Source organism: Bradyrhizobium sp. IC3123 (assembly GCF_020193625.1).
GTDB lineage: Bacteria > Pseudomonadota > Alphaproteobacteria > Rhizobiales > Xanthobacteraceae > Bradyrhizobium > Bradyrhizobium yuanmingense.
In genome coordinates this window covers 166,118-179,202 of sequence record NZ_JADYVF010000013.1, presented here as the reverse complement: position 1 = coordinate 179,202, position 13,085 = coordinate 166,118, and the positions used below count along the sequence as shown (strand labels likewise).

General features: G+C 66.8%; 9 protein-coding genes. 3 read left to right on the top strand and 6 right to left on the bottom strand.

What is annotated here, in order from left to right; all coding sequences use genetic code 11:
• Positions 1-166: 166 nt before the first annotated feature.
• Positions 167-634 (top strand): acyl-CoA thioesterase, encoded by a 468-nt coding sequence (locus I6F20_RS31270; RefSeq protein ID WP_036030229.1) that lies wholly within the window; start codon positions 167-169, stop codon positions 632-634.
• A gap of 130 nt (positions 635-764) precedes the next feature.
• Here I6F20_RS31270 and I6F20_RS31265 read toward each other — a convergent pair whose 3' ends face one another.
• Positions 765-1,085: a 2Fe-2S iron-sulfur cluster-binding protein gene (locus tag I6F20_RS31265; protein WP_008143731.1), complete on the bottom strand. Its 321-nt coding sequence runs from the start codon at positions 1,083-1,085 to the stop codon at positions 765-767.
• A 165-nt stretch (positions 1,086-1,250) separates the two neighbouring features.
• Complete coding sequence (locus I6F20_RS31260; RefSeq protein ID WP_225129405.1) at positions 1,251-1,625, bottom strand: Hpt domain-containing protein; 375 nt, start codon at positions 1,623-1,625, stop codon at positions 1,251-1,253.
• Between the two features lie 396 nt (positions 1,626-2,021).
• Between I6F20_RS31260 and I6F20_RS31255 the strand changes: the two genes are divergently transcribed.
• Positions 2,022-7,790 (top strand): apolipoprotein A-IV repeat region-like domain-containing protein, encoded by a 5,769-nt coding sequence (locus I6F20_RS31255; RefSeq protein ID WP_225129403.1) that lies wholly within the window; start codon positions 2,022-2,024, stop codon positions 7,788-7,790.
• 150 nt (positions 7,791-7,940) lie between these two features.
• On the opposite strand, the gene I6F20_RS31250 is transcribed toward I6F20_RS31255, so the two are convergent.
• From I6F20_RS31250 to I6F20_RS31240, 3 genes are read right to left on the bottom strand one after another with little or no spacing between them, the layout of a single operon-like run.
• A complete protein-coding gene (locus I6F20_RS31250) occupies positions 7,941-8,807 on the bottom strand; it encodes an MlaD family protein (protein ID WP_036015558.1) in 867 nt (288 codons plus the stop codon).
• Between the two features lie 28 nt (positions 8,808-8,835).
• Positions 8,836-9,618: an ABC transporter ATP-binding protein gene (locus I6F20_RS31245; protein ID WP_036015555.1), complete on the bottom strand. Its 783-nt coding sequence runs from the start codon at positions 9,616-9,618 to the stop codon at positions 8,836-8,838.
• Positions 9,619-9,620: 2 nt separating this feature from the next.
• Entirely contained in the window at positions 9,621-10,754 is a 1,134-nt protein-coding gene (locus I6F20_RS31240) for an MlaE family ABC transporter permease (protein WP_225129401.1), read from the bottom strand.
• 130 nt (positions 10,755-10,884) lie between these two features.
• Here I6F20_RS31240 and dgcA point away from each other — a divergent pair, with 130 nt between their 5' ends.
• Positions 10,885-11,880, top strand: a complete 996-nt coding sequence (gene dgcA, locus I6F20_RS31235) for an N-acetyl-D-Glu racemase DgcA (RefSeq protein WP_225129399.1) — start codon at positions 10,885-10,887, stop codon at positions 11,878-11,880.
• Here the strand turns inward: dgcA and I6F20_RS31230 are convergent.
• On the bottom strand, positions 11,850-13,046 hold the full coding sequence (locus I6F20_RS31230; protein WP_225129397.1) for an MFS transporter: 1,197 nt from the start codon (positions 13,044-13,046) through the stop codon (positions 11,850-11,852). The genes dgcA and I6F20_RS31230 overlap by 31 nt on opposite strands.
• Positions 13,047-13,085 lie beyond the last annotated feature (39 nt).

Sequence of the window (13,085 nt, the reverse complement as noted above, 5' to 3'; positions counted from 1 at the left end):
TCGTTATCGGTTGGACGGCGCCCGTTGGGCAGAGGTGACCGTGCCTGTCTAGCCAACGGGGATGGAACAGGAAAGGCATAAAAGCGGGATCGCCCCGCAGCCGCGCCCACTTGCCGGGCCAAAATAACTGGGCTGTAACGAGGATGGATATGACGGAGATCAATCGGTGAACGCGCCAGCCCGCCTCGACACGACCCCGCGCCTTGAGGACTTTCCGTTTCGCCTCAGCGACAACGTCCGGTTCGGCGACCTAGACCCGAACCAGCACGTCAACAACGCGGTCTATGCCACATATTTCGAGACCGGCCGTGTCACGCTGATGAAGCTTCCCGAATACGGACTGACCCCGCCGGGGCTCGCCTGGATCATGGTGCGGCTCGACATGCATTTTCGCGCCGAGCTGCACTGGCCCGGCTCGATCGAGCTCGGCCTCGGCGTGGTCAAGCTCGGGCGAACGTCGGTGACATTCGAGCAGGTCGTGTTCTCGAACGGCACGTGCATTGCGTCGGCGACGTCGGTCGGCGTCCTGCTCGACGAGGCGACGCGGCGACCGGCGCCGCTGACCGCAGAGGTGATCGAGAAGCTCAGACCCTGGCACAAGCGCGGCATCGAGGTCGCGCCGCCGAGCATTTAGAGCATGATCCGGAAAAGTGTGTAGCGGTTTTCCGAAAAGATCATGCTCAAACAATAACCTAAAGCGCGATGACGATTCATCCTAATCGCATCGCGCTTTAGTCGACTTGGACAGTCTGCTTGGAGACGGATCAGGCCTGGCGCTCGGGCGTCGCCACGACGAGGCCGTCGAGCTCGTCGGAGACCTTGATCTGGCAAGACAGGCGCGAATTCGGGCGCACGTCGAAGCCGAAGTCGAGCATGTCCTCTTCCATCGGCGTCGGGCTGCCGACCTTCTCGCGCCAGGCTTCGTCGACATAGACATGGCAGGTTGCGCAGGCGCAGGCGCCGCCGCATTCGGCCTCGATGCCGGGAATGCTGTTGCGGATCGCAGCTTCCATCACGGTTGCGCCGTTCTCGATTTCCACCGTGCGGGTTTCGCCCTTGTGGTCGACAAAGTGAATCTTGGCCATGTGTGCTCGTGCTGCCGCGGTGCTTTGAATGAAGGAGGGTCCCGGCTGTCCTATAACGGGTCGGTCAGCCCGGCGCCATAGCGTTTTGAAGCCAAATGATTCCCGCTTTGCGGGAAGAAAACGCGTCAAAACAAGCGACTAGAGCCCGGCTCCGGACGTATCGGCTCAACGCTTCAGCATCGCCGCGATGGCAGAGCGGGCCTCGGCCACCGCCTCTTTCAGCGCGGCGAAGGCGTGGGGCCGGCCATGGCCGGTCCGGATCGCAGTCTCCAGGCTGGCAGCGGCATCAGCGACCGCAAAGGCGCCGATCCCGCGCGCCGAACCCTTGAGCTTGTGCGCAAGCGTGCCGGTCTCGGCCGGCAATGCGGTCATCGCCGCGAGCAGACGGGCCGCCTGCTCCGCGAACATGGCCAGCACTTCCTGCTCCAGCTCAGCGTCGCCGAGCGTCATTCGAGAGAGGTGATCGAGGTCGAGCGGGCTGTCGATGGGCGCAAGCGGGGGCGAAGGCATCCAGTCCATCCCTTGCAGTTCAGGCGTCATGGCGCAGGCCCCGGCTTCGCGCGACGGCCGCCGGTCCGGCGGTCAGATTCCCCTCACCCAAGCATGGAAATGGTTAACGAAATGTTTGGGGGATTTGACGCAGATCCGCCGGTTTATTGACGAAAAGTTGCCGCAATTGGCCGAGTCCGGTTGAGAATTGCGTTGATTGCTAAGGCGTTACGGCGCGATCCTGTTAACGATGATTAAGAATGTCTTAATTGCGGGCATTTCATTCGCGACGCTCTGCCAATAGGATGTTGCAGAAATTGGCGGACAAGCCGTCCGGGTGGGGACGGCTCGGAGATCCGCGCAAGCGGCATGATCCGGTCTGTGGGCTTGCGTCGCGCGCAGGGCTCGCGGGGGGACGCGTACAAGTAACGAGGGCTCGGACTGAACATGGCGAACACTCCGAAAAAGGTCAAAGACCCTACAGAAGTTGCGCTTTCTGCAATCCAGGAAGCTCTGAACATCAGCGACACCGCGGCCGATACCAGCCGCAACGCCGCAATGCGCAACGAAACGGCGCCCCCGGTGCCGCCGGCCGCGCCTCCGGTCTTCGACGAGCCGAGCTTCGAGCCGCGCCCGGCCGCCAACGAGCGCTCGACCGTGTTCGACCCGGTCGAGGAGCCGCGCACTGCGCGCCGCGCCGCCAACGACGATCGCGAGACCATCGGCCAGCTGCTCCAGGCGCTGCAGAAGGGCCGCCCTGCCCGCAGCGTCTACACCTTCGCCACCATCTTCGCCGGCATCTGGCTCGCCGCCTGCGCCGCGCTGACCGTCGGCTTCCTGCCCTCGATCCAGGCCGCGATGGGCCAGAGCGGCGGCGTGCTCGTGATCGCCGGCCTCGTCGCGATGTTCTTCGCGCCGGTCATGCTGTTCTACTTCCTCGCGAGCCTCGTCTGGCGCGGCCAGGAAATGCGGATGATCGCGCAGGCGATGGCGCAGGTCGCGATCCGCTTCTCCGAGCCGGAAGGCTCGGCCTCCGATTCCATGGTCACCGTGGGCCAGGCCATCCGCCGCGAGGTCGCGGCGATGGGCGACGGCATCGAGCGTGCGATCGCGCGCGCCGGTGAGCTCGAGACGCTGGTCGCCAATGAGGTCGCCGCGCTCGAACGCGCCTATTCCGACAACGAGGTGCGCATCCGCGCTTTGCTCCAGGACATCGCGCATCAGCGCGACAACCTGGTCGGCCAGGCCGAGCAGGTTCGCAGCGCCATTTCCGGCGTGCAGATCGACCTGCGCCACGACATCGCGCTGATCTCGGACGCGATCGCCTCCCGCGTCGACGAGGTCGCCAAGTCCATCACCGGCGCTCTGGAAGAGCGCGGCGCCCACATCACCCAGGCGCTGAGCAATGCCGGCGACAACATGATCCTGGCGCTCGGCGAGCGCGGCGGCGACCTGCTCGACCGTCTCGAGGAGGCCAGCAACGAGACCACGCGCGCCGTGCTCGACGCCAGCGAGCGGCTGACCACGAGCCTCAACTTCAAGACCGGCCACGTCCACGACGAGTTCGTCGACCTCGCCGACCGCGTCCACGAGATGCTGAACGAGCGCATCGACCGCATCACCGGCGAGTTCGAGCAGCGTTCCGCCGCGATCGTCGACGGCATCTCCGAGCGTACCGAGCAGGTGCACGATTCCTTGAAGAACTCATCGGACTCGCTGCTGCTCGAGCTCGAGCTGCGTTCCAACGACATCTCCGCCAAGATCGACGACGCCGGCAACCGCCTCGCCGGCCAGATCATGACGAGCGGCGACAAGGCCAGCGAAGCGCTCGACGCCACCGTCAACGCCCTGGTCGCCAAGGTCGTCAGCCAGACCGAGACCGCGCACGATTCGCTGTCGCTGCAGATGAGCGCGTTCGACGAGCTGGTGCGGAACCAGGGCACCGAGCTGGTCGAGAAGTTCGCCCGCGATTCCGGCACGCTGGGCGCGCTGATCACCCGCCACATCTCCGAATTCGACCGCACCGTGAAGACCTTCGGCGGCGAGATCGTCGAGCGCATGGGCCAGCGCACGCAGGACATCGCCGAGACACTGAGGACCTATGTCGACGATTTCGACACCCGCTTCACGTCGAACGGCGGCCAGATCACGGCGGTGCTCGACCAGCGCCTCGTGCAGTTCGAGACCACGATCGGCGAACGCGTCGGCAATATCGACGCCTCGCTGAACGGCAAGATCGCCAGCCTCGACGGCACCATCCAAGGCCACATCAGGACCTTCGACGAGCAGCTCGTCGGCCGCGTCGCCGCGCTCGAGCTGTCGTTCGACAGCCGCGCGAAGTCGATGACCGAGACCATCGACGGACGCATCAACACGCTGGCGACGTCGCTGAGCGACGGTGCCGCGCAGGCGATCCAGTCTATCGACTCCCGCCTCACCTACCTCACGACGTCGCTGACCGGCGGGGCGTCGCAGGCCATCGAAACAATCGATGCACGGCTCAATCACCTCACGAGCTCGCTCACCGACGGTGCCTCGCAGGCCATTGAAACCATCGATGCGCGCCTCAACCACCTCACGAGCTCGCTGACCGACGGTGCATCGCAGACCATCCAGTCGATCGACACCCGCCTGACCCACCTCACGACCACGCTCACGGGTGGCGCGACGCAGGCGCTCGAATCCATCGACTCCCGCCTCACCTACCTGACCACCGCCGTGACCAACGGCGCATCGCAGGCCGTGCAGTCGATCGACACGCGCCTGACCCTGCTCACCTCGACGCTCACCGACGGCACCGCGCAGGCGATCGAGGCGGTCGACCGCCGCATCACCGGCGTCACCGAGATCATCGACGGCCGCAGCACGCATCTGACCGACACGGTCACGGCACGCTTCCAGGAGATCCAGCAGGCCATCGAGACCAAGGTCGGCTCGGTCGCCAGCGACATCGACGTGCGCGTGGCTCAGTTCGAGGATCTGCTCGGCTCCCGCGTCGAGGCCGTGGCCGGCCGCATCGAAAGCAGCGGACGCCAGGCCAGCGAGGACATGATGTCCCGCGCCGAGATGATCTCGACCGCGATCCGCTCGCATGTCGAGGACGCCGAGCGCTCGCTCACCAACCTCGTCGTCAACACCAGCGAGACCATCCAGACCGGCGCGCGCACCGCCCAGCAGTCGCTGCTGACGGTCTCCTCCGATGTCAACGCCCAGCTCAAGATGACCTCGGCCGAGGTCGAGCAGGCGCTGACCGCAGTCGGCACCGGTGCGGCGAACTCGATCCTGACCAGCGCGCGCGAAGCGCAGTCGACGCTGGTTGCGGCCTCGGGCGAAGCCTCCACCCAGATCAAGGGGCTCGCGGCCGACGTCGAGCGCACGCTGTCGGCGGCGGGCGCCGCCACCGCAGCCTCGATCCTGGCCGGCGCCCGCGAGGTGCAAACCACCCTCGTCACCGCGTCCTCGGATGCGGCGAGCCAGGTCAAGACCCTCACCGCCGACGTGCAGCGCTCGCTGTCGATGGCCGGCACCGCCACGGCGGAGTCGATCACCGCCGGCGCCCGCGATGCGCAGAGCACGCTGATCGCGGCCTCGACCGAGACCGCAAACCAGATCAAGGCGCTGTCCTCGGACGTGCAGCGCTCGCTGACGATGGCGGGCACCTCGACGGCCGAGACCATCATGAGCGGCGCCCGCGAGGCCCAGAGCACGCTGGTGACGGCGTCCTCGGACGCGGCGAGCCAGGTCAAGTCGCTCGCGGCCGAAGTGCATCGCTCGCTCTCTCAGGTCGGCCAGACCACCGCCGAGACGATCACCACCAGCGCCCGCGACGCCCAGAGCACCCTTCTTGCTGTCTCCGCAGAACAAACCAGCCAGGTCCGTTCGCTCGCGGCCGAGATGCAGCGCGCGCTGGCGACAGCCGGCGGCGCCACCATCGAGGCGCTCACCAGCGGCGTGCGCGAGGCCCAGGGCACGCTGATCTCCGCCTCGACCGATGCGGCGGGCCAGATCAAGTCGCTGACGACGGACATCGAGCGCACGCTGACCGCGGTCGGCGCCGACACCGCCTCGACCATCCTCAACAGCGCGCGTGAAGCCCAGATCTCGCTGACCTCGACCTCGGCCGACGCCGCGAGCCAGATCCGCACGATCTCGACCGAGATCGAGCGTACGCTGAGCGCGGCCGCCGCCAACGCGACCAACGATATCCAGACCAGCGCGCTCAACGCCCAGAACGCGCTGATCTCCGCCTCCAACGAGGCGAGCTCGCGCGTCAAGTCGAGCTCGGCCGACGTCGAGCGCTCGGTGCTCGCCGCCAGCTCCAGCTTCGGCCAGGCCATGACCGGCAAGACCGACGAGATCGTCACCTACGTGCAGCAGCAGGCCGACCGTCTGTCGAACATGATCGACGCCAAGCGCGGCGCACTGGTCGACGCGATTGGCTCCAAGACCAGCCAGCTCACGCTCGACATCGACCGCGTCACCTCCGACGCGCTGAAGTCGATCGAGACGCGCGGCCAGGCCTTCTCGCAGACCATGATGGGCAACGGCTCGGAAGTCGCCCGCACCATCAACGCGGCGAGCGAGGTCGCCACCAGCGCCGTCGGCAAGTCGCTCAAGGACCTCGAGCAGGCCTCGCGTTCCGCGATCGACCAGTCGCGCCAGGTCTCGATCGCGGCCGTGACGGAGATGCAGGAGACCAGCAAGATCCTGCGCACCGACACGGTCGCCCTGTTCGAGCGCCTGCGCGAAGGCAACATCCTGCTCCAGGAGGTGCTGACCGGTGCGCACGACAACCTCAACTCGCTCGAGCGGGCGCTGGTGACCCGCGTCGCCGACTTCGTCTCGGCGATGAACGACGTCACCTCGCGCAACGGCGCGGCGACGCAGAACCTGGAAGAGCAGCTCAACGTCTTCAACAGCAAGACCACGAAGGCGCTGCAGGATCTCGGCGAGCTGTCGACCCAGTTCGACAAGCATGGCCAGGCGCTGGTCGAGGCCGCGCAGGTCGTCGAGCAGAGCAACAAGAACACCACTGCCTCGCTCGCCGAACGCAAGCAGGCACTGGAATCGCTCGTCACCACGATCGACCTGCGCACGGCCGATCTCGACCAGCGGCTGTCGCGCTTCACCGGCCTGCTCGATGAATCGCTTGCCGCGGCCGAAGAGCGCGCCCGCGACATCGCCCGCGTCGTCGCCGAGACCGCCGGCGCCGGCTCGGCCGCGATCACCCGCCAGTTCGAGGCGGTGCGCGCGGCGTCTGAAGAGGAGCACCGGCAGACCATCGAGGCCATGCACGACATCTACCGCCAGACCACGGACGAGGCGGATACGATGTTCAAGCAGTCGACCGAGAAGTTCACCAACCTCGTCGCCAGCATGAAGCAGATGGCTTTGGAGATGCACAACGAGCTCGAAGCCACCCGCAACGAGCTGCGCCGCGGCGTACTCGAGATGCCGCAGGAGGCCGCCGAGAGCACGGCGCAGATGCGCAAGGTGATCGTCGACCAGATCGAGGCGCTCGCCGAGCTCAACCGCATCGTGGCCCAGCACGGCCGCGGGCTCGACGTCACCACGGCGGGCCGCGCCAGCGTGCAACGCCAGGAAGAGCCGGTGCTGGCCGCCGTCGGCGGCCGGGCTCCCGAGACCCGCATGCGCGACATCGGCAGCGCCTCGACGCTGCCGCCGCCGGACCTCGGCATGCCGGCCGGGCGCCGCACCGAAGCGCCGCCGGTCGCGCCCGGTGGCAACGACCAGGGCCGTGACGGCTGGCTGTCGGACCTGCTCAACCGCACCGACGCCAATCAGGGCGCACCGGCCGGTCAGGCTCCGCGTGGCCGCGCGGCACCCGCGCCGCAGCCGCAGGCGCCGCAGGCAAGCAGCAATCCGCTGGAATCGCTGTCGCTCGACATCGGCCGGCTGATGGACCGCAACCTCGCCGCCGAGATGTGGGACCGCTACCAGCGCGGCGAGAACAAGGCCTTCACCAAGCGCCTGTACACGCCCGCCGGCCAGAAGGCCTTCGACGAGGTCGCCCGCAAGTACCGCGCCGACCGCAACTTCAAGGGCACGGTCGACCGCTACGTCGCCGAGTTCGAGCGCCTCCTCGACGAAGTCGCCCGCGACGGCCGCGGCCCGCAGGAGCTGCGCAGCCACCTGATCTCGGAAACGGGCCTGGTCTACACCCTGCTCGCGCACGCGGCGGGCCGGCTGGGGTGAGCGGAAGCTCGCCAATGGCGAATTGCGAATAGCGAATAGCGAATGAAAACGGAGCCCTCGCGGGCTCCGTTTTTGTTTGGGATCGATCCGTGAGGAAGGCTGTATACGCTACTCGCTATTCGCCACTCCCCATTCGCGCTTTCCTACCGCCTACCGCCTCGGCGCTGCCGCAGGCTTCGGCGGCTCGGGCGGCGGGGCGGGCTGCGACGAGTTGCTGGCGCCGAACAGGACGCGGGTCGGGTTGCGGTCGAAATTGTTCACGGCGCGGCTAATGTCGCCGAGGGTGCGGCGGCCGTCGGCCATCAGAGCGCCCGAGCGCTTGTCGAAATCTTCGGCTAGCTCGCGGATCGACTTCACCGCCTGGAACAGCTCGCCGCCGTCCTTGCCGCCGGCCAGCGTGTTGAGGCCGAGCATGAGATTGTCGGCCTTGAGCATGACGCCATCGACCTTGGCCATCACGGCGTCGATCTTTTCGGAATTGCGCGCCAGCGAGTTGGTAAAGGTCTCGAGGTTCTTCAGCGAGTTCTTCACCGATTCCTGATTGTCGGCGACGATCTTGTTGACGTTCTGCAGCGTGGCGCGGATCGCCTCGGTGACATCCTGGAGCTTGTTGGGGTCGGCCGTGAGCGTCGGGATGCCGTCCTGGTCGAGCGGCGGAGCTGGCGCGGCCTCCTCGCCGCCTTTCAGCGAGATCGCCGCAACGCCGGTGAGACCCTGGAATTCGAGGCCGACCAGGGTGTCCTTGCGGATCGGGGCGTTGTTCTCGATCATGGCGAGTGCGACAACCCGCCGCGGGTTGTCCAGCTTCACCGAGACCACCTCGCCCACCCTGATACCGTTGAAATTGACGCTGCCGCCGTTGCGCAGGCCCGCCGCCGGGCCCTCGAACACGACGCGCAGGGGGCTGCGCTGCTTGGTGGTGTGCAGCGACTGAAACCACAGCACGAAGCCGATCGCGGCGGCGATCACCGCCAGCGTGAACGAGCCGATCAAAATGTAGTTCGCCCGCGTTTCCATCAGGTGCTCCGGCTACTCAACCCAGCTCTCAACCCATGACCGCGCGGGCGCGCTTGCCATGAAAATACTGCCTCAGCCAGGGATGCTGCGAGGCCTGCATGTCGGCGATCGACCCTGCCGCAATGATCTTACCGTTCCCTAAAACGGCGATGCGGTCACATGCTGTGTATAGGCTGTCGAGGTCGTGGGTTACCATGAAAACCGTCAGCCCCAAAGTGCGCTGCAGGGTCCGAACCAGCTCGTCGAAGTCGCCCGCGCCGATCGGATCGAGGCCGGAGGTCGGCTCGTCCAGAAAGACGAGGTCGGGATCGAGCGACAACGCACGCGCCAGCGCCACGCGCTTGATCATGCCGCCGGAGAGTTCGGACGGGAAACGCTCGGCGACCTCGGGCTTGAGGCCGACCATGGTGAGCTTGGCCATGGTGATCTCGTCCATCAGCCGCTGCGAGACGCGCAGATATTCGCGCATCGGAAACTGGATGTTCTGCCGCACGGTCAGCGAGGAGAACAGCGCGCCCTGCTGGAACAGGACGCCCCAGCGCCGCTCGACATTGCGCCGCTGCGACGCGCTCGATGAATCGAGGTCAACGCCGAACACTTCGATGGAGCCCGCGACCTTCGGCACGAGGCCGATGATGGTGCGCGTCAGCACCGACTTGCCCGCGCCCGAGGGGCCGACAAATCCCAAAATCTCGCCGCGCTTGACGTCGAGGTTGAGCCCGTCCAGCACGCGCGTTGAGCCAAACTGCACGGTGATGCCGCGGACGCGGATGATCGGGTCCTGGATCTCGCTTTGAGTTTCTCTTGCCATCGTCACATCCCGATCGAGGCGAAGAAGATGGCGAAGATGCCGTCCATGACGATGACGAAGAAGATGCCCTTCACCACCGACGCGGTGGTGTGCTGACCCAGCGATTCCGCGCTGCCCTGCACGGCGAGCCCTTCGACGCAGGCGACGATGCCGATCACGGCGGCCATCACCGGCGCCTTGACGATGCCGACGATGAAATGGTCGATCGAGATGGCGTCGCGCAGGCGCAGCAGGAACGCCTCGGGCTGGACGCCGCCATAGAGCCAGGCCACCAGACCGCCGCCATAGAGCGCAGCCATGGCGCCGAGGAATGCGAGGATCGGCAGCGCCAGCACCAGCGCCATCATGCGCGGCAGCACCAGGACCTCGATCGGATCGAACCCCATGGTGCGCAACGCGTCGATCTCCTCGCGCATCTTCATCGAGCCGAGTTCTGCGGTGTAGGCGCTGCCCGAACGGCCCGCGACCATGATCGCGACCAGGAGCACGCCGATCTCACGCAGCACCAGCACGCCGAGCATGTCGACGACGAAGATGTCGGCGCCGAAGCGGCGGAAATGGAAGATGCCCTGCTGCGCGATGATGCAGCCGATCAGGAAGGTGATCAGCACGATGATCGGCACCGCGCGCCAGCAGACCTGCTCCATGTGATGCACGGTCGAGGTCAGGCGGAACGAGCGCGGATGGATCAGGACGCGAAACCACGCCGCGAGCACGGCCCCCAGCATGTCGACGAGGCCTGCCACCGTGCCGGCGACGCCGGCCACGGTCCGGCCGATCTGCTCCAGCATCCCGGAGATGGTGATCGGGTCGCTGTCGACCACGGCCGCCCCCCTGACCCGCCGCACCTCGTCCACGAGGCTGGAATAATTGGCGGAGAGCCCCGCGATCTGCGCCTCGACGGCCCCCTGGGTCAGGCTGCGGCGCAGCCGCTCGATCAGCCAGGCACCGAACGTGTCGAGCTTGGCGACCTCGGAGACGTCGATGAAGATGCTTTGCGGGGTGTCTGCAAGCTTCTCGGCGTCGGCGACCATCCGCTCCAGGACCGGCGCAAAGCTCGCGGTCCAGGTGCCGGTGGCGCACAGTGCCAGGGCGTTGCCCTTGGCAATCCGTTCCAGCTTCGGATCGCCACTCATGTCCGCTCCCGTGCCGGGGCGGAGAAAATCAGATGATTGCGCACGCGCCCTTACCCAGAGAAGGTATCCCCAAGGGTTAATGTTAGTTGCTAGAGGTAACTAGCAGGTTCAGATTTCGCCAGAGTTCAAAATGACTTCCAGCAAACTTGTGACCCTGGCGGCGCGAATCGAGCGCTTCCCGATCGCCGGCAGTTTTACCATCAGTCGGGGCGCCAAAACCGAGGCCGTCACGGTCGTGGCGGAGGTCAGCCGGGGCGGCCTGACCGGCCGCGGCGAATGCGTGCCCTATCCCCGCTACGGCGAGACGCCGGAGGCGACGCTGGCCGCGATCCAGGCCATGCAGGAGGCCGTCGAGGGCGGGCTGACGCGAGAGACCCTCCAGGCCGCAATGCCATCAGGTGCGGCCCGCAACGCCCTGGATTGCGCCCTGATCGACCTCGAGGCGAAGGCGGCGGGCTTGCGCGCCTGGAACCTGCTGGGCCGCCCGGCCCCGGAAGAGCGCACCACGGCTTACACGATCTCGTTAGCGACCCCAGAGGCCATGGCAGCCGCGACCGCCAAAGCGGCGCACCGTCCGCTGCTCAAGATCAAGCTCGGCGGCGACGGCGATCCGGAGCGCATCGCGGCCGTGCGCAAGGCCGCCCCTGAGGCCGAGCTGATCGTCGATGCCAATGAGGCCTGGACCGAGGCCGATCTGGAGGCCAATCTCGCCGCCTGCGCCGCTTCGGGCGTCACCCTGGTGGAGCAGCCGCTGCCGGCAGGCCGCGACGAAGCGCTGGCGCGCATCAAGCGCCCCCTCGCCGTCTGCGCCGACGAGAGCGTGCATGACCGCTCTTCGCTTGCGCCCTTGCGCGAACGCTACGACGCCGTGAACATCAAGCTCGACAAGACCGGCGGCCTCACCGAGGCGCTGGCCATGGCCGATGCTGCCCGGGCGCTCGGCTTCGAGATCATGATCGGCTGCATGGTCGCGAGCTCGCTGTCGATGGCGCCGGCGATGCTGGTGACGCCCCAGGCGCGCTTCGTCGATCTCGACGGCCCCTTGCTGCTGGCGCGCGACCGCGACCACGGCCTGCGTTATGACGGCAGCCTGGTCTACCCGCCGGATGTTTCGCTCTGGGGCTGAGCCGTGAGGCGATGCCGCGCCGACCAGATCAGAATGGCGCCGGCAGCGGCCATCGCGGCCATGACGTAATAGACATTGTCGCCGATGCGGGCGTAGATCGCGCCTGATGCGATCGACGTCGCCGCCCCCAGGAGCCCGTTGCAGGCGGCGTAATAGCCCTGCCCGCGCGCGATCTGATGCGAAGGCACGCGCTGCACCAAAAGGTTCATGGTGCCGACGATGGTCAGGCCGAAGCTGAAGCCGTGGCCGAGCTGGGCGATCGCGAGCAGCACGAGCGGCGGCTCGCTCGCGGTGACGATCCAGCGCAGCACGGCGATCACGCCGCCGATGGCTATCAGCGTGGACGGCTGCAGCGAGAAGCGCGGCGACAGCGCGAACACGACGATCTCTGCCATGATGCCCAGCGTCCACAGCACCGCGATGGTCAGCCCGCTGATGCCTTGGAGCTGCCAGTTGATGGCCGAGAAGGTGTAGAAGGCGATGTGACTGCTCTGGATCAGCGCCGCCGACGCGATCACGGCCCAGAAGGCTGCATCGCGCAGCAGCGGCTTGCCGGCATGCCGCTCCGGCGTCCTCCGCCTGAGATCGTCGAGCGGCTGCAGCAGCAGGCTGGCGAGAACCGCGACGACGGCCCAGGCGACGATGACCCAGATCAGGTCGCGCGGAGCGACGACGTCGACGAGATAGCCGCAGGCGAGCGAGCCGGCGGCAAACGCCGCCGACCCCCACAGCCGCAGGGGTCCGTAATCGAGCCCGTAGCGGGCGACACCGCGCAACGCATAGGCATCGGTCAGCGGCATCGTCGGCGTCCACACCATGCAGGTCAGCGCGTAGACCAGGAACAGCGCCAGCGGCTGCTGCTGCAGGCCGACCATCGTAAATCCGATCGCAGTGGCCAGCGCCGACACCATGATGGCGGCGCGAATGGCCTGTCGCTTTTCGGCAAAGGCGGTCACTTGCGGCAGCGTGGTGAAGCGCGTGATCGCCGGCAGCGCGGCGATGATGCCGATCCAGACAGCGTCGATGCCGATCGCCTTCAGCCAGACCGGGAAGAACGGCACATGCGTGCCCAGGACCGCAAAGAAGGCCGAATAGAACACGGCGAGGCTCACGGCGAATCGCCGCTTCGTCGCTGCCGCGATGGGGATTTGTGATTCGGACTGCATCAAACCAATTGCGATTCGGTCGATATCGTGGTGATCGTT